14 protein-coding genes and 1 pseudogene are annotated in these 17,969 nt (G+C 53.7%); 6 read left to right on the forward strand and 9 right to left on the reverse strand.

The genetic code is table 11. The features are described from left to right. Position 1: 1 nt before the first annotated feature. The 3 genes from ACHZB8_RS21145 to ACHZB8_RS21155 are packed head-to-tail and all read right to left on the reverse strand — an operon-like array spanning position 2 to position 2,682. Entirely contained in the window at positions 2–673 is a 672-nt protein-coding gene (locus ACHZB8_RS21145) for an amino acid ABC transporter permease (RefSeq protein ID WP_316863218.1), read from the reverse strand. Between the two features lie 21 nt (positions 674–694). Beyond that, a complete protein-coding gene (locus ACHZB8_RS21150; RefSeq protein ID WP_316863219.1) occupies positions 695–1,735 on the reverse strand; it encodes a tagatose 1,6-diphosphate aldolase in 1,041 nt (346 codons plus the stop codon). Continuing rightward, positions 1,732–2,682, reverse strand: a complete 951-nt coding sequence (locus ACHZB8_RS21155) for a PfkB family carbohydrate kinase (protein WP_316863220.1) — start codon at positions 2,680–2,682, stop codon at positions 1,732–1,734. Before ACHZB8_RS21155 ends, ACHZB8_RS21150 begins: the two co-directional genes overlap by 4 nt. A 332-nt stretch (positions 2,683–3,014) precedes the next feature. Here ACHZB8_RS21155 and ACHZB8_RS21160 point away from each other — a divergent pair, with 332 nt between their 5' ends. Next, positions 3,015–3,809: a FadR/GntR family transcriptional regulator gene (locus ACHZB8_RS21160; protein ID WP_316863221.1), complete on the forward strand. Its 795-nt coding sequence runs from the start codon at positions 3,015–3,017 to the stop codon at positions 3,807–3,809. A 355-nt stretch (positions 3,810–4,164) separates the two neighbouring features. Here the strand turns inward: ACHZB8_RS21160 and ACHZB8_RS21165 are convergent, their stop codons facing one another. Beyond that, entirely contained in the window at positions 4,165–5,313 is a 1,149-nt protein-coding gene (locus tag ACHZB8_RS21165; RefSeq protein ID WP_394706243.1) for an alkene reductase, read from the reverse strand. Between the two features lie 39 nt (positions 5,314–5,352). Here ACHZB8_RS21165 and ACHZB8_RS21170 point away from each other — a divergent pair, with 39 nt between their 5' ends. The 3 genes from ACHZB8_RS21170 to ACHZB8_RS21180 all read left to right on the forward strand — a co-directional run bounded on the left by ACHZB8_RS21170 (position 5,353) and on the right by ACHZB8_RS21180 (position 8,200). Continuing rightward, positions 5,353–5,910 carry a helix-turn-helix domain-containing protein gene (locus tag ACHZB8_RS21170; RefSeq protein ID WP_316863223.1) on the forward strand — a complete coding sequence of 186 codons (558 nt, stop codon included), beginning with the start codon at positions 5,353–5,355 and terminating at the stop codon, positions 5,908–5,910. 224 nt (positions 5,911–6,134) lie between these two features. Next, positions 6,135–6,677 carry a TetR/AcrR family transcriptional regulator gene (locus tag ACHZB8_RS21175; protein WP_316863225.1) on the forward strand — a complete coding sequence of 181 codons (543 nt, stop codon included), beginning with the start codon at positions 6,135–6,137 and terminating at the stop codon, positions 6,675–6,677. Continuing rightward, positions 6,674–8,200 carry an MFS transporter gene (locus tag ACHZB8_RS21180; protein WP_316863226.1) on the forward strand — a complete coding sequence of 509 codons (1,527 nt, stop codon included), beginning with the start codon at positions 6,674–6,676 and terminating at the stop codon, positions 8,198–8,200. Before ACHZB8_RS21175 ends, ACHZB8_RS21180 begins: the two co-directional genes overlap by 4 nt. Positions 8,201–8,204: 4 nt before the next feature. Here ACHZB8_RS21180 and ACHZB8_RS21185 read toward each other — a convergent pair whose 3' ends face one another. The 5 genes and pseudogenes from ACHZB8_RS21185 to ACHZB8_RS21205 all read right to left on the reverse strand — a co-directional run bounded on the left by ACHZB8_RS21185 (position 8,205) and on the right by ACHZB8_RS21205 (position 15,865). Next, positions 8,205–9,125 carry a calcium/sodium antiporter gene (locus ACHZB8_RS21185; protein ID WP_316863227.1) on the reverse strand — a complete coding sequence of 307 codons (921 nt, stop codon included), beginning with the start codon at positions 9,123–9,125 and terminating at the stop codon, positions 8,205–8,207. Between the two features lie 194 nt (positions 9,126–9,319). After that, complete coding sequence (locus ACHZB8_RS21190) at positions 9,320–9,910, reverse strand: ClbS/DfsB family four-helix bundle protein (RefSeq protein ID WP_316863228.1); 591 nt, start codon at positions 9,908–9,910, stop codon at positions 9,320–9,322. A 333-nt stretch (positions 9,911–10,243) separates the two neighbouring features. Continuing rightward, positions 10,244–13,314 (reverse strand): annotated as a pseudogene (locus ACHZB8_RS21195) (efflux RND transporter permease subunit). Then, positions 13,311–14,366 (reverse strand): efflux RND transporter periplasmic adaptor subunit, encoded by a 1,056-nt coding sequence (locus ACHZB8_RS21200; RefSeq protein ID WP_394706244.1) that lies wholly within the window; start codon positions 14,364–14,366, stop codon positions 13,311–13,313. The pseudogene ACHZB8_RS21195 and the gene ACHZB8_RS21200 overlap by 4 nt, the downstream one beginning before the upstream one ends. A gap of 56 nt (positions 14,367–14,422) precedes the next feature. Next, positions 14,423–15,865 carry an efflux transporter outer membrane subunit gene (locus ACHZB8_RS21205; RefSeq protein WP_316863230.1) on the reverse strand — a complete coding sequence of 481 codons (1,443 nt, stop codon included), beginning with the start codon at positions 15,863–15,865 and terminating at the stop codon, positions 14,423–14,425. A gap of 149 nt (positions 15,866–16,014) precedes the next feature. On the opposite strand from ACHZB8_RS21205, the gene ACHZB8_RS21210 reads away from it, so the two are divergent. Continuing rightward, entirely contained in the window at positions 16,015–16,701 is a 687-nt protein-coding gene (locus ACHZB8_RS21210; protein WP_316863231.1) for a response regulator transcription factor, read from the forward strand. Next, complete coding sequence (locus ACHZB8_RS21215) at positions 16,698–17,969, forward strand: HAMP domain-containing sensor histidine kinase (RefSeq protein ID WP_316863232.1); 1,272 nt, start codon at positions 16,698–16,700, stop codon at positions 17,967–17,969. The genes ACHZB8_RS21210 and ACHZB8_RS21215 overlap by 4 nt, the downstream gene beginning before the upstream one ends.

The raw sequence follows: 17,969 nt of genomic DNA on the forward strand, positions 1-17,969 counted from the left end.
CTTACCCCTTTAGGAATTTGAAAGGAAAAACTCTGCGCTCAATAAGCGTCAAGCCACCTTTGAGCAGGGCGACAAGCGCGACATACATCGCCGCGATCACCAGATAGACTTCCATGTTGCGCAGCGTGATGCCCTGGATGTCGTTACCAATTCCGGTCAATTCGGGAACAGAAATGGCCGAGACCACGCTCGACGACAGAAGCAACAGAATGAACTGCGATACCATGGATGGATAAACCGCTGCGATTGCCGGCTTGATGATGATGTAGCGGAAAATGTCGAGCGTCGACATGCCAAGCGATTTTCCCGCTTCAATCTGGCCTTTGGAAACGGCCTGAATGCCGGCCCGAATGATCTCCGAGGTGTAGGCACCACCATAGAATGTCATCGCCAGAATGGCAGAAGGCAGCGGTTCAAGGCTCATGCCGATCGCGGGCAAACCGAAATAGATGACGAACAGCTGGACAATGAACGGTGTATTTCGGATGGCTTCGATATAGGCCACTGCGACAAATCGAACAGTCGCAAACCGACTGAGCTGCATGACCGCAACAAGCGTTGCCAAACACAGCGCAAACAGCATCGCAAGAAGCGAAACCTGCATCGTCAGGATTGCACCCGATATCAGCAAATCCATTCGAGAGAAAACACCGCCAAAGTCCAGATAGTTCATTCCATCTACTCCGATCCAGTTTTAGAAACCTGCCGCCAGTCGGCTGGAATAGTCATTCGCGAAAGTTTCCCCACCGGGAGCCATCTCGACCTTGCCATTCCATGGAGCGGCTTCTGTCCATGGCGTTGCCATTTCATCGGTCATCGCGTTGAGTTGATCCATCAGGGCAGGAGCGGTTTCTGAAAGTTCCTTTTCCATCTTGGAAATATCAGGGAAGTTGGAGAAAGGTTGCAACCAGATCGCCCGACCTGCAAGATATCCATTGGCCCCGGCGCGATAGGCATAGGTCAGCAACCGAACGAAATCTTCCGGTGTGGAACCGGCGCTCAGCAGCACCCAGGGCCGCCCCAGATCCTTGGCCATATCATCAAATCTGGCCTGAATTTTTGATGCTTCGGGTCCGTCAGGATCCGGCACATTGATGGTTTCGGTTGGCGGTTCAAGCTTGAAGACATCCACGCCTTCCGGATCCATGATCGCCTTGTCAGCCAGAGACCCCTTTACGAGTTCAATACGCTTTGCCAGAAACTCCTCCTGACTTTCGGAGGGGAAAGGATAGACCAGATATTCGAGAATGAACGGGATATCATTCTCCCGGCAGGCTTTTTTCACGCCGTTCAAGTAGCACAACTGATGCTGTTTGACATCTTCGGAAGCATCGGCGCGATACCAGAGATTGACTTTTACACCATCGCCACCGATTGTGCGGATGACGCTGGGATCCCAACCCGGAACGTTCGAGGATTTGCGGCCCGTTTCCAGTGTTTGCCAAGTCGCCCACTCGGTGCCGATCAGAAGGCCGGTACGGGCTGGTATGTCCGCAATCGTGGGCGCATAGCCGTACGGAGCGTCAACCAGCACCGCCGACGCCTTGGGAGCAAGATAGCGGCCAAGCATGGATTTGACAGCTGACACATCGGCAAATGGCGCCTTGTCGGTTTTACGGATCTCTTTGATTGGATTGACGATGGGCCCGGTCTGGTCCATGGCCAGCATCTTGAAGCGACCATTGTCATCCGCCAAACGGCGCATTCTCCAATATTTACCAGGGGTGATAGTCATGCTTGTCCTCCGTTAAGAAATGCTTCGACCTGTGAACGGTCAGGAATGCTTTCCCAGCCACTGCCATGCGCACATTTGAGTGCGGCAGCGGCGCTTGCAAATCGCGCTGCGTCCTGAATTGACATGCCTTCGGCAAGAGCCAGGGTGAAAGCGCCATGAAAGATGTCACCTGCACCATTGGTGTCGACTGCTGCCACTTCAAACGCAGGCACATGGTTGATTGAGCCTTGCTCGCACCAGAAAAATCCTCTCGCCCCATCCGTGACAGAAACCGTGCCGCGGCTCATGTCATCTGCGACCTGCAAGGCGTCGCCGAGGTCATCCCGGTCGGTAAGGCGTCTCAGACACGCGGCGGAAAAAACGAGATGATCGGGGTAGGCAAGAAGATTGTGAACCGCGTCGAGGTCGCCCACATCGGCATCAAGCACCGAAACGATCCCTTTCTCCGAAGCGGCTTCAAACAAGGCGCGCGCCCCTTGCCACCAGCTGTAATCGGCAAGCACCGCCGAAACGTCATCCAGACGGCCAAGAGGCAACCATTCGGCTTCGTCACCCAGATCAGCACCAATGAAACCCAGAGCTGTACGCTCTCCGTCAGGCGCCACCAGAATCGTGCCCATCGGGCTTCGCCCTCCTTGCACGCGGGAGACAAAATCTGTCCTGACCTTGAATTGAGTAAGGCGATCAATGATGCGATCCCCGATGTCATCAACCCCCAACCGACCCCAGTAGGTGACATCTGCACCCAGCTGTGATGCAGCACAGGCAGCAGTGGCCGCAATGCCTCCACCTGTAAACTTAACATCCAGGACGCGCATTTTCAGAGGCTTGTCAGGAAGCTCCGGCAGAAAGAGAATTGTGTCCAGAAATGCATTTCCGAGCGTTACGATACGCTTGGGTTGCGAACAGTCAGACAGAGGGGAATTTTCAATTTCTGGCGGATTCATTGGCCTTCCTTCATGAACGAGTTTGGGTTCAAGCATATTTTGTTCATGCTTGATCTGTTCATTTGTCGTTAGGCCAGAGCTTAGTCCGAACTTGACTTGTTGTCAAAATAATTTACAAGTTACTTGTAAAATAAATTATCAAGTTAAGAAAAGGCAGGCGAATCCTACACCTTCACTTGTGGGAAAGAAAGGTCGACTTTCGGTGAGAGCGAGGACCTCGACCTTGAAAATCCGAAGGCCCGAAAGAGACCGCTTGTCATTTGAGTTATCAACTGACCGGCTTTCGCTCTGGCCTAAAAAATGGATTTCAACTAAAAGGAATGACCTTCTCGATGTCGAACGCTTCACACAACCAGATGGGATTGAGAAAAGCAATCATGGCCAAGATACCTGTTGTTCCTGCACGCAAGCAAAAACTGTCTGACACCATTTACGCTCAGATCCTTTCGCAAATAACGACAGGTGAATATTCGGCAGGAGACAAGTTGCCCTCTGAATCAGAGTTGTCGAGCGCGTTCCATGTCTCTCGTCCGATCGTAAGGGAGGCTTTGTCCCGCCTGTCGACCGATGGCCTGATCTACTCAAAAAGAGGGCTGGGCTCCTTCGTGGCACTCAAACCCTCCAAACGCCTGACCGATTTTGCCAACGTGTTTGATCTGTCACGTTTCATTCGATCTTTCGAACCCAGAATGGTTTTGGAAATAGAAGCCACAAGGCTTGCTGCGACAAGACGCTCCCGGGCTCAGGTGGAGGAAATCGCCGATGCGGTCGATGCTCTGGACAACGCAATTGCCAAGGGCGAATTGGGTCAGGACGAGGATATTGCCTTTCACGACGCCATCGCACGTGCTTCCGGCAACGACTTTTTCGTGCAGCTGCTGACAGATCTTAGACTGCCCGTTCAGGAGACCATGCATATCGGTCTTGAACTTGCGCGCGAGGGAGCCCCTGCCCGCCGCATTCGTATCATCGAAGAGCATTCGCGCATTCGCGATGCCATCGACACCAAAGACAGCGATGCGGCCGCCGGATACATGAAATATCATCTGTTGCAAGCCCGCGCCGCCATCTTGGACGCCCAGCATCTGGAAACCAGTTTTTCTGTAGACAAGAAGGATCAGGACTAGCAATCAAGCCAGCCCCCCAACTCGCTTGCCCTCCCAAAGAGGAGGGAGGAGCAACATCAGAGATGCAGGGCATATCGATAGAAAAGGCCGTGTTTCTCGCCTGACGAGGCAACTCGTTCAAAGCGATCCTCGCAAAATCAATCAGCAGATCGATCGGTCCCGCCCCTTGTATTTGGCAGTCAAATACAAGGGAACGAGCATGAGGGATTGGGCCGATGACGTGCCAGATATCAAATCTGCGTTCGCAGCCGCCTCCCCTGTTGTCCAACAGGATCTCCGCTGAGAGGTGTAGTCTCCGATCAGGTGCAGAGCTCACCCCTTATTGCATTTGTCCAATATCCAGCTTTTCATGGTCTTAGGCATCAGACGTCATGAATGGATAGTCGGTGTATCCCTTTTCGCCTCCTCCATAAAGGGTTGCCTGATCAAGGTCCGTCAGACTTGCGCCAGATTTGAGGCGGGCGACAAGATCGGGGTTGGCAATGAAGGCACGACCGAAGGCGACGAGGTCAGCGTCGTTTGCTGCCAAAGCCTTGTCTGCCAGAGCAAGATCATAGCCGTTGTTGGCAATATAGGTGCCATGGAAACGGGAGCGCAGCGCCCCGAAATCGAACGGTGCATTGTCCCGAGGACCACCCGTTGCCCCTTCGATCACATGCAGATAGGCAAGCTTCAGACCGTCCAGCTGCTCGGTGATGTAATTGAACAACGGCTGCGGATTGCTGTCGGAAATGCCATTGGCCGGCGTCACGGGAGAGAGGCGAATGCCGGTGCGCCCTGCTCCGATTTCATCGACGACGGCTTTTGTGACGTCAAGCAACAGACGGGCGCGGTTCTCGATACTGCCACCATAGGCATCCGTACGATGGTTCGAGCCGTCTTTGGAGAACTGGTCAAGCAGATAGCCATTGGCTCCGTGCACTTCCACACCGTCGAACCCTGCCTCGATGGCATTGCGGGCTGTGCTGCGGAAGCTCTCGATGACGTCAGGAATTTCGGAAAGCTCCAACGCGCGTGGCATTGACGTGGGCACGAAGCTGTTATTCACGAAGGACATGGTCTCGGCCTTGATCGCGGAAGGTGCGACGGGAGCCTTGCCGCCCAGCAAGTCGGAATGGCTCACGCGCCCGACATGCCAGAGCTGCACAAAGATCTTGCCGCCCGCGTCATGAACGGCGTCCGTCACCTTGCGCCAGCCTGCGATTTGCTCGGCCGTATAGAGGCCGGGTGTATTCTGATAGCCTTGCGCCATTTCAGACACCTGCGTTGCTTCAGTGATGATCAGGCCCGCTGTGGCCCGCTGGCCATAGTAGAGCGCGGCCAACGGATTGGGGACCAGACCTTCCACCGCACGACTGCGGGTAAGAGGCGCCATGACAACGCGGTTGGAAAGGCTGATATCGCCCAGAGAATAGGGTTCAAAGAGTTTGTTTGTCACATCAGGCTCCAGAGAGTAGGGTTTTCTTACATGATACTCATCATTTTCAGTATAAATGATAGCCATCATGTAAAATTCAAGGGCACTTGAGAAGGAAATGTCGGAATGAGAGTCTCGCGGGAAAAAATGGCAGAGAACCGCCAGCGCATCCTCGCCGAAGCGGCAAGATTGTTTCGAGAAAAGGGTGTCGATGCGGTTTCTGTCGCAGAGATCATGCAAGCGGCAGGGCTTACCCACGGCGGATTCTACGGTCATTTCCGGTCCAAGGACGAGCTTGTTTGCAAAACGATGGAGCAAATGACGGATCAGGAAGAAACTTATCCCTCTTTCGAAGAATTTACGAAGCACTATCTCTCTTGCGAGCACAGGGACAATGCTGGTGAGGGGTGTGCCACTGCCGCGCTCGGGCTGGAATTCCGCCATCAAACCCAGGAAGCACGTGCAGAACTGACCCGTGTCATTGAGACGCAACTGGCCCGCCTGACCGATGCGCTTGCCAAAGAACAGGGCGAGGAGACTGATCCCGCACAGGTGCGGCGCGAAGCGATTGCCACATGGTCAGCCATGGTCGGCGCCCTGATCTTGGCGCGCGCCGTCAATGATACCAGTCTTTCGCAGGAATTCCTGGAATCGACACGGGACTGGATCATGCGCAAGGATTAGCTGCTGCTGTCGTCCCCATCCAACTCATGACTATCATAATATCGTCAAGGGTATTCGAATGGTGAACCGATTGCAAAACCCATTGCTTTCGCACTGTCCGAGCCTTCATCCAATTCCAATTTCAGCAACGTGCCACCCTTCAAAAAGAGCCCTGCGAGTGAGACCAATAGAACCTCATGAGAAAAATGTGTTGACTCAAAAATACCAATCGGTATGTTTCCGTCATGACAAAAGCACATCATCGCGAAAAGAACCCGCAAAAGGTTCGTCGTCTCCTCATTGAAAACGCGTTAAAGCTGGCCTCGGAAAAGGGGCTGGCTCTGGTAAGCATACAACAGGTCTGTCGCGCTTCAGGTGTTACGAAGGGAGCGTTTTTCCATCATTTCACCAACAAGCAGAGCCTGCTCGATGCGGTGTTTGCCGAAATGATTGATGAACTGGACAGGGAAATTGACGCATATATCGAGGATGATCCCGTCCCCCATGGGCAGTTTACCCGTGCCTACCTTCAATCTGTGAAGGCAAGCGTAAAAGATAGTCCTTCGGCGGCCATCTGGATTTCAGCCATCACCGATGCGTCGCTGCAATCGGTCTGGAACAATTGGCTGAACCAGCGACTTGTCCGCCACCGGCAAACAGATGATGGCGAAGTGCTGCATGCGGTGAGAATGGCCGCAGATGGCATCTGGTTTGCGGTGTTCACCGGAAGCGATGCAAACCAATTCTCGACGCTTTATACCCAATTGTTCAAGATGACACAGCAATGAATAATCCATCCTCTCTGAATGCGGCCAATCCCTGGACGGGGCTTGCTGTCATTTCACTGGCACTGCTGCCCATTGGCATCGACATGACCGTGCTGAATGTTGCCCTGCCACGCCTGACCATCGAGTTGGGATCGACCAACGCCGACAAACTCTGGATGGTCAACGCTTACAGTCTTGTCATGGCCGGACTGTTGCCGGGATTTGGCGCCCTGTCAGACCGGATCGGCCACAGGACACTCCTGCTGATCGGCCTGGCCCTGTTCGGAATGGCATCCCTGGGCGCAGCTTTTGCGCCAACAACTGGCTTGTTCATCGTGTTGAGAGGGACGCTGGCCGTTGGGGCTGCCATGATCCTGCCATCCACCATCTCCATTGTTCGGCTCATCTTCACCGAGGACAGCCAAAGGGCAACCGCCATCGGGATCTGGGGTGGCGTTTGGTCGGGATGCGCGGCTCTCGGGCCAATCGTCGGCGGGCTTTTGCTCAATCATTTCTGGTGGGGATCGGTATTCCTCATCAATCTTCCAATCGTTCTGTTGACGATGATTCTGACGCTGGCAAAGATACCTCATTTACCTGCCAACAAAGACAGGCATTGGGATCTGTTGACATCCCTCTATTTGATGGTCAGCCTGATCGGTCTGCTTCTGGCAATCAAGGGAGCGCTCAAGGCTGATGCTGTCTGGAGCCATGTCACGCTGGCCTTTGTCCTTGGGTGTCTCTTCGGCTTCCTATTCTTGCGTCGCCAGGCGCATTTGCCCTCTCCACTGGTCGACTTTTCGCTCTTCCGGAATACCCGCTTTTCCGCCGGAGCCTGCATTGCGGTTCTTGCCACTTTCGCACTGATGGGGATGCAATATATCGTCAGCCAGGAATTGCAGTTGGTCAGGGGCTTCTCGCCGCTCACCGCCGGTATTTATCTGCTTCCCGTTGCCATCGCTTCATTCTGTTCTGGGCTGGGGGCTGGCAAACTCATGATGGGCTTTGGCATTGAGCGGATGATGGTCGCGACATGTGCCCTTGGGGCCTTCGGTACCATCCTCTATCGCTTTGGCGGACATATGTCGCAGCCGTGGCTGGAACTGACCACCCTTGCCCTCATCGGCTTTGCTGCCGGAGGAGCCATGGCAGCAGCCTCCACGGCCATCATGATCAGTGCCCCCAATGACAAGGCGGGCATGGCTGGTGCCATCGAATCCGTCGCCTATGAGTTGGGTGGTACGCTTGGGGTGGCTATTCTGGGCAGCGTGATGGGCTACATCTATAGCAGCACTCTGTCCACCGCAGCATTGCCTGTTCTGCCGCAAGCTGCCCGGACGAGCATGGAGGAAGCGATAGGGGCGGCCGCCCATCTGCCTCCCGATGCGGGAGAGGCATTGATCACGTCGGCCAAGACCGCCTATCTCAGTGGTGTCAATGCCAGCCTCGCACTGGCCGCCCTCGTGATGGCAATTCTGCTTGTGATGATGACAGGTCTGGTCATCAGAAATGAGAGGAAAAGCCCTGCTTCAGGAGGTCGTTGATGGCTTACATCATCGAGATCACATACGCTATGTATGCAACAAGAAACCCGCCTCCGACCACTCGACCAATCCGGCGACAAGAGAACAGCAGAACAAACAGCAACAATGTACTTCCAAGCATCACCCAACCATCAATCTGTGCAAATCGGTCCGCAACCGGGATGGGGCAAATCAACGAGGTGAGCCCTAGAATTCCAAGAATATTGAATATGTTGGAGCCAATGATGTTGCCGATGGCAATGTCAGACCTGCGATGCACGGCCGCCACTACGGACGTGGCCAATTCGGGGAGACTGGTTCCCACAGCCACCACTGTCAGCCCGATTACGGCAGACGATACTCCCAGATCCTGAGCAACGATTGTAGCCCCCCTCACAAGCAGATCTGCACCGACGACAAGCAAAGCGAGCCCAAAAACCAGCAAAGCCAAAACAAGGTACGGAGAAACGGGCAATGCCAGCTGGTCACTTTCGCAACAGCCAGCGTTTTTGTCCTGCATGTAAGCCATCGCAAGATAGGCAACCAAAGCCAGCAGCATCAACACGCCAATCAGCGGCGAGATCGTTCGGAAAATGAGCACAATCACAAGCACAATGGCTGATAGGACCATGGTCACCGCATCCCGTCCGGACATGCTCCGTATCACCTGAATGGGGGCGATCAAAGCTGCCAGTCCCACGATCAGCAGGATATTGGCGATGTTCGAGCCTACGACGTTGCCAAGAACAATACCCGGATACCCTCCGATCGCCGCTTTCAATGAGACGAGCAGCTCGGGCATCGACGTGCCAAACCCAACAACAGTCAGCGATATCAGGAAAGCTGGTAATCCAAGCTTGCGTGAAACCCCGATTGCCCCCTCGACCAGCCATTCCCCACCGAAATAGAGACATACGAGACCGGCTACGACAAAAAGATATTCCATATATTCTCCAATGGCATCTCTCGTCTGGCAACCATTGCAAGAGGTGAGAAATACTCGATGATATATGGAGAGAGAGCGTTTGTTTGCAATGCCTGACGTGAGTCTTTATTTGACCGGACAGATTTGCCGTTGCCATGGCCCTCATTCAGCTTTCCGGCATCCGGATATCCAATTGCAGGCAATTGACCGTCAGCTCAGTTTTTGCCCCTTTGCCCGGCGCGGTCTTGAAGTGCGGTGCGCTCACCTTCTGCTTTCAGGGCTTTGATATGCGCCCGGAGTTTCTTCATCGCCCAATCGTAATGGCTTGATGTAGCCGATATGCAGTAAGAACCGAGCGTTGTCGTACCGGTCCAGGTAAAACAGCCCTTTTCGAAAAGCTCTTTGTCGCTGAAGCTCTTGATGAGTTCCATGACCTGATCATGGCTCTTGCAGACCATTTCCATGGACTTGTCATAAGGGGTGTCCTGGTGCTTGCGCCAGAATACGACATTCAGCTCGCCATAGGTCTTCCAGTTATAAGGAGCAGGCAAAAAGGGCTGACTGGGCCCAGTCCGGTTTGCGTCAACCCAATCGAGCAAGAGCTGATGCCATTCATACAAGTGCACCAGAATGTCTCGCAGATTTTTGTCACGAGCCCAATGGGCTTCCTTCCCGACAAAACCGGGGCCATAAAACAGAGCCGCATTGCGCGTGCCAGCCTCCATCGAATGGATCAAATTCAGCAATTTTGCAAACTGGTTGTCGGCTGCATCAATCAGTTCGCATTTGGATTTTGGTCTTGCCATCCTGCTTTTCTTCCAAGTGTCCAATGCCTGAGAATTATGCGCTACCATATCACCCGGCTTTGGTCTCGTGCTCGCCAGATCGAATCCACAATGTTCTCAAGCAGGCTTTTGGTCAATCCTGACCCAACGAACTTTGCGGGCGAAAGGTCTCGTTGCTCAGGGATAGATGATCGATTGCCCGACATACATACCCAGCAAGAGACACAAGACAGACAAAAAAACAAAAAGTAGGATCTCTTTTCTCATATTCCTCCAAACAGCAAACGCGCCTCCTGATCTGACCGGCGCATTTGCCAACTTGCGACACCTGTTTCGCTGGATGCTCGGGAAAATTCACTCTGCTTCCGTTTGCGGGTGCCTCAACATGATCCGTTTCAGAAAGATCAGAAAATCATCAACAAAGGTGAAGATGACTGGGATCACGATCAGGCTGAGAAAAGTGGAAGCCATAAGCCCGCCGATGACAACCGTTTTGCCATTGGTTGACGGAAGCTGGGATCCCCTCCTGTCATGTTGAGAGCCGCCGGAGCCATTCCACAGCCCATCGCAATACTGGTCATGATGATGGGCCGGGCCCGTTTGTGACAGGCATCGACAAGAGCCTCAATCCGCAGCTTGCCGGCACGAATAGCCATGATCCCATATTCCACCAGCAGAATGGAATTCTTCGTCACCACCCCCATCAGCATCAGCAGGCCAATGACCGCAGGCATCGAGAAGCTTGTCCCCGTCAGGACAAGTGGCATCAATGCACCTCCTAGAGACAGTGGCAAGGCCATGAGAATGGTGAAGGGTTGCAGAAAGTCATGAAACAGCAGCACCAGAACCGCATAGATACAGAAGATGCCAATCGCCATTGCGGTTCCGAAGCTGCTGAATAGCTCGGAGCTACGCTGAAGGTCGCCTTGCTCAACCATCCGGACGCCTTTAGGCAAATTTTGCATTGTGGGGAGGAGCTTGGCTTCCTTGTAAACATCGCCGAGAATAAGCCCGTTGAGTTCCACCGACAAGGTTACATTGCGAGACCTGTCAATGCGGTCGATTTCTGACGCGCTGCCACCAATCGAAATGTCGGCAATTGCGCCCAGATTGACAGCACCATTGTTGCCGTTCACCCTGAGATTCATGATGTCATCGAATGATGAGCGGATTTTCGGATCGAAGCGGACTCGGATGGAGATCTGACGCTGTGGTAGGTTCAGCTTTGACATCGAGGCTGAATAGTCGCCATTCGTTGCGACCCTGATCGCCTCGGAAATCGCTTCGGAGGTGATGCCAAGTGCAGCTGCGCGGGCAAAATCGGGCTTGATCTGCAATTCAGGTGCCTGAAGAGATGCGCTGGACGTGACAGCTCCTATGCCAGACAGGGTGCGCAATTCCATTTCCAGTGAGTTGGCTGTCTGCTCAAGGGTACCGCTGTCATCACTGGCGAGGGTAATGTCCAGTGCCGTTCCGGTTCCCCCAGAGCCAACCTCGATTCGCACACCGGGCAGCACAGAAAGAGCGTGGCGGATATCATTCTCGATCGCGGACTGTTTACGATCCCTCTCATCAATCTGGGTCAGATCCACAACAAGCGTTGCCGTCTTGACGTCACTTGTCATTGAAGAATCCATCCCCATTCCTGATGAAGAACTGCCGACTTTTGTGAATACGCTGGTTACATCGTGCAGTTTGGCAATGATATTTGCAGCCTTGCTTGCAGCTTCGCTCGTCTGCTCGATCGTGCTGCCCGGTTGCAGCGTCAGGGTAACCTTCGTTTGAGCCTCGTCCGATGCTGGAAAGAACCCCGTGCTGAGAAGCGGAATGGTTGAAAGTGAAAGCCCGAGAAAAATGAACACGCCAAGCAACGTCAGTTTTCGATGGGACAGGCAGGCCGTGACAAGCTTCAAATAGCTCCTCATAATCCAGCCGTCGCCTTTTTCCTCGATTGGCTTAGACTTCATCATGTAGGCCGCCATCATCGGGGTCAACAGGCGGGCAACAAGCAGGGAAGCCAGGACCGCAACAGATGCGGTAATGCCGAACTGTCGGAAGATCAGCCCCGGAATGCCTGCCATGAAGGCCGTCGGAAGGAAAACGGCAACAAGCGTGAAGGTGGTTGCGATAACCGCCAGTCCGATTTCGTCTGCCGCAACAAGCGCGGCTTCCTTGGGCGATTTGGCCGACTTGAGGTGACGTGAAATATTCTCGATTTCAACAATCGCGTCATCGACAAGAATCCCAACCACCAGCGACAGGGACAGAAGCGTGACCGTGTTGAGAGAAAATCCCCAAAGATAGATCGCAAGAAAGGTCGGGATGACCGAAAGAGGCAGGGCTGTTGCTGCCAAAATGGTAGCGCGCCAGTCTCTCAAGAAGACCCAGACGACGATAACGGCAAGCAAAGCGCCCTCATAGAGCATGTGCATGGAGCCGTTGTAATTCTCGATGATCGGGCCAACCGTACTATATGCTTCAACGATCTCGATATCAGGATTGCTCTGCGAAAAACGCGTCATGGCAGCGCGAATATCGGCAGCGACACCCGTATCAGAGAATCCATTGGAACGTTTGACCTCAACGCCAATAACAGGCTGGCCATTCAAATAGGCAATGGATGACTTGTCTGAAAAGCTGTCATAGATCTTGCCGATCTCATCAAGACGCACGAGCTGTCCATTGGAGAGAGGGATCTTGATCGTCTTGAGTTGATCAATCGAGGCAACCGCTCCGAGAGTCCTGATGGTCTGCCGACTGCCACCAATCTCGGTTCGCCCACCAGAGGCATTTTTCTGCACGGACTTGAGCTTGGAAGAAACGGATTCGGCCGTTAAGCCCAAAGACGTCATGAGCCTTGGATCAAGATCGACATGCACTTCACGGTCTATGCCGCCAACGCGCGAAACGTCACCGACACCTGAAACCGAAAGCAACGCTTTTGTCATTTCGTTGTCGACAAACCAGGACAGTTCCGTTTCGTTAAAGCGAGTGGATTTCACGGCAAAGGTGACAAGGGGCGAGTTCTGAATCGTGACCTTGGAGACACTTGAAGACTCCATCTCCGAAGGCAGATCAGTTGTGCTGTCAACTGCATTGCGAACCTCGTTGAGCGCCTCATCACTGTCCTTCTCGAGCTCGAAAGACACACTGATCGAAACAGCACCGTCCGTAATGGTTGTAGTGATGTGATCCAGAAGACTGAGCGAAGCCAGATTGTCCTCGATCTTGCGGGCAACTTCGGTTTCCAACTGGGCTGGCGCCGCCCCTTCCAGAGAGGCTGATATGCTGATCGTCGGCAGGTCCATGTCTGGAAAATTCTGCACAGCCAGTCTATCGAAGGCCAGAAGACCACCAATTGTCAGCAGAGCAAAAAGCAGGATGGGCGGGATCGGATTATGGATTGACCATGCTGAGAAATTCACTGGGCTTCTCCCACGACCTTGACAAGAGCACCATCGGACAGGAACGCCCCGCCGGACTCGACAATATTGGCTGCATCTTCAATTCCGGAAAGAATTTCCACCTCCTCGTCAAAACGTCGTCCTGTCTTGACGAGAAGCCGTTTGGTACGTTTGTCGGGCCCGACCGAGAAGACATAATTGATCCCATCGCGGAAAACCAAAGCAGACTCGGGCACAGTCAGGGCATCCTTGGAGCCCAGAAGGATCACCCCTGAAGCATATAACCCCACACGCGGACTGCTCTCCGGAGGCAGGGACACATAAATGATGGCGCGCCCGGTATCCGTATTGATGGTCGGACCCACAAGTCTTACCGTTCCCTTGATTTCGTTCCCATCCGGTCCTTCGATGACGGCATCAAGACCCGACCTCAGGCGCGGGAGATAAAGCGCCGGGACTTCTGCCTGCCACTCGACCTTGTTCTGACGCAGCAGGCGAAACAGCTCGGTCCCGGAGGAAACAACTTGCCCCAATTGTGCCGAACGGGACGTGATCTGACCATCATCCACCGCCCTGATCGTTGTATGATCCACCTGAATGCGCTGGTTTTCCAGATCCGCCCTTGCCGATTCAAGGCTGGCCTGGGCAGTTTGTTCCGCGATCAGATATTCTGTTACCTTTTCATCCGAGAGCGCGCCGCTACCCTGAACCTTTCTTGCCCGATCCGCATTCGTTTTCGCTTTTGCCAGATCGGCTTCGGCAGATTTCAGTTGAGCTTCCTGCTTCTTGAGATCTGCCAGTACGCTCTCCCTGGCCAGAAAGGCAAGCGGATCACCCTTCTCGACGTCCGAACCGACGTCAACCACCAGGTCATCGATACGCAACCCGCCGATTTCCGAGGCAATGATTGCCTCATGCCACGGCTTGAGCCAACCGCCAGCGGGGACGGATTCCGGCCAGTTGCGAACCTGCGGGTGAACCAGTGATACACTAAGCACGACGGCTTCTTCCACTTTGGCGTTTGCAGCCCCTTGAGCCAATGCAGGAACGCTAGTGGCAAAGTTGGAGACCATCGCTCCGGCAAGACATGCCGCGACCATTATTTTGTAAGACATGATTGCCTCTATCCTTATTTTTGACGGGAGCCGATATTCTTCTCTGGGAATGCGGAATCCTTGCCCGATTGCCATCCTCCCCCTAGAGCCTTGTAGAGAGAAATCCAGTAACGGGTCGCATCTCGGCGTATCTCGATAAGTGTCACTTCCGCAGACAGGGCCGAACGTCGGGCATCTTCGCGATCCAGAAGGCTGGCATTTCCGGCTTTCCAGTTCGTGTCGATGGCAGTGAAGTGGGAGCGATAATTCTCTGCTGCATCCTTCACATCGCTCATGCGCAGGCTTGTACTATTGACATGGACAAGCGCTGTCTCCACTTCCCGAACAGCGCTGAGCACACCAGACTTGTAAGAGGCAACAGCAGAATGATAGTCGGCGATCGAACTTTTGACAGCGGCTCTGCGGGTTCCTCCATCAAAGAGGGGCAGCGACAAGGCCGGTCCGAACGACCATGGCGCGGATTGCCCGATCAGTGTTGAAGTTGAAAGTGTAATTGATCCTCCCAAGGTGAGACTGGGATAGAGATCGGCATTTGCTGCACCGACTTCGGCCATCGAGGCAGCAACCTCTCGCTCGAGCGACTGGATGTCCGGCCTCTGCCGCAAGGCATCTGCGGGCACTCTGTTCACGTTGAAAGTCTTCGGATGCGGGATTGACGAGCGCCCCTTGTCCAGCAGGCGGATCACCCTGGTCTCATCACCACCGGTAAGCTGGGCGATTGTCTTGACCAGAATCTTGCACTCGGCTTTCTGCTCGGTGAGCGTCGAGGCGGAAGAGGCGGCACTGGCTTTTGCCAAGGCCAGATCAGACGAGGAGGAAAAACCGGATCCGACTGCCTTGGCAGTCGCATTGATGGTCTCCCGCTGAGAGACGAGTTCTTGCTGATAGATGCCGACCAACTGACGGCAGGCCCTGTATTGAACGTAATCATCGGCCACTTCCGCCGCCAGAGAAACCCTGGCGTCATGCCAATTTGCAACCTGTTTTCCCAGACGTTCGCGCGCGGCTTGCCGCTTGCTGCGATTCTTGCCGAAGAGGTCCAACTCCCAGGACGCATCGAGACCGCCACTTGTTGTTGTCGACTCTGTGACACGGTTGGCACGGTCCCCTTCGGTGCCCGAGACATCGACAGCACCCGAACCGTCAAGAGATGGCAACAGAGCTGCCCGTGAGGATGCCAAGGTCGCCCGTGCCTTCTCGATGTCTGCTGCTGCAGAAGCCAGATCCGGATTTTCGTTCTGAGCCAGCTCAATCAGTTGCAAAAGAGAGCTATCCCCGAAGCTCTGCCACCAGGACAGCATATTTGCGGACTGACCACCATGGGGCAATGTTTCGTGCCACCTGGCCGCAATTGCAAGATCCGACTGCCCCAGATCCGTCTTCATGGAACAACCAGACACCATCAAACTGACAGCTACGATGACCGGTAAAATGTGAGTGAATTTGAGTGCCGCCATGCCTATCCTCTGTCTGCTCGTCGCGCTTGACTGAGGATTAGACTATTGAATGTAAAGTGGGGTCAAAGTTACGTTAAGATATGTAAATGTCCGTGCGAACCGGTGTTGAGGCTGCAATATTGCCCGATAACGATAAGGAGACATCCGGCATGATTAGCGTTCTTCTGGTTGACGATGATACCGGGCTCACGACGCTGTTGAAGGAATATCTGATTGAGGAGGATTTCACCGTTCATACAGCCGAAGATGGTCGTACAGCCCTTCAAACCATTTCCAAGAATATCATCGACATCATCGTTCTTGATATCATGATGCCCAAAATGAATGGCATTGAACTGTTGCAGCGCATCCGCAAGACCAGTTCGGTTCCTGTTCTGATGCTGACAGCCAAAGGGGATGATGCGGATCGTATCGCCGGCCTCAATCTGGGGGCCGATGATTATGTCACGAAACCCTGTTCCCCCGGAGAACTACTCGCGCGTCTGCGTGCCATCATGCGCCGGGTTGAGCGTATGAATTCTCCGGCAGAGACCCTGCAAATCGGCAATCTGGTTATCCATCCAGGCCAGCGCATTGCGGAATGGAACAGCAAGCCGCTCGAATTGACAGGCACGGAATTCAACCTTCTGGAAGTATTGGCGCGCAGCGCCGGACAACTCATTTCCAAACAGGATATTTCTAAACAGGCCTTTGGTCGCCCCTTGACCGCTTATGACCGCCGCATTGATGTCCACATCAGCAGCGTTCGGCAAAAACTAGGCAAGAGGGCAGACGGTCAATCCTGGATTCAGTCCGTTCGGGGACAAGGGTACCAGTTGATAAGAGACAAAGAATGAACAAGCTTTTCTGGAAATTCTTTCTGGTGATCTGGCTGACACTGACGGCTTCCGTGATGCTGCTGTTCCTGCTGACCAAGACATTGCAATTGGCTCCTCTGCCCCGAGAGATCGCGCATCAAAAGGAGTTGTTCGCGCTTCACACTGCAACGGCACTGTTGCATGAGAATGGGCTGGATGCGGCACAGACCTTCATCAATGCAGCCGACCAGGTCCCCACCTCACTTGTGATGCAAATCATCCCTCTGGAAGGGGAAACGCATTGCCCGACACATATTGTGAACTATACCGCAACCACACTGTCGAAAGATCTATGCTATCAGATCACGGTTGAACCGGAGATCGAGGATCCGCTCTCAGTGGCCTGGATGCGTTTTGCTCCGATCACGTTTGTATTGATGGCAGCCGCTCTGGCCGCCTTCTGGCTAACTCGCTATCTCGTAACACCGATATTCAAGATCCGAATGGGATTGAAAAGGCTGGCCGGTGGGCATTTTGATACGCGCATTGCGCATACCCTCGGTCGCAGAAATGACGAATTGGTTTCGCTTGCTCATGATTTTGACATCAGCGCCGAGCATTTGGAAAAATTTCAGAAATCCCGCGAAAGGCTCTTCCACGATGTTTCTCACGAGCTCCGCTCGCCTCTTTCAAGGCTTCAGGCGGCAATCGGGGTGTTGCAGCAAAATCCGGCCAAGCTTGAAGCGATGGTTCCGCGCATGGAAGCCGAGGTCGAGAGAATGGACGGCCTGATCGGAGAAATTCTCACGCTCGCCAGACTGACGAGCCGATCAAAAGAGGAATTCGAGCTTCAGACACTCGATATTATCGACTTGCTGAATGATATTGTTGCGGATGCGGCCTTTGAAGCACAAGCACGGAACATTATATTAGAAACTCAGGGAGAAGACTCTTTCATCGCCAAAGTCAATGGCGAGCTGATCTACCGTGCCCTGGAAAATGTCATCCGCAATGCGGTCAAATACTCGCCCGATGACACAATCGTCACGATCCGGTCTTTGGCTGCCAATGGTTGGCTTGATATTGAAATATCTGATCAGGGAGCCGGAGTGAACAGAGAAGAGTTAAGCAAAATATTTCAACCCTTTTCCCGTGGAGAAGGCAACAGCAATGGCTTCGGTCTCGGATTGGCCATTACCAGACAGGCAATCGAGAAAAATGGCGGCAGGATTGCTGCCACACTCCCGGACAATGGGGGCCTGTCCGTAACCATATCAATTCCAAATGAACATTCAGCTCGAGATTAG

The organism is uncultured Cohaesibacter sp. (assembly GCF_963556055.3).
In the GTDB taxonomy this organism is placed as follows: domain Bacteria; phylum Pseudomonadota; class Alphaproteobacteria; order Rhizobiales; family Cohaesibacteraceae; genus Cohaesibacter.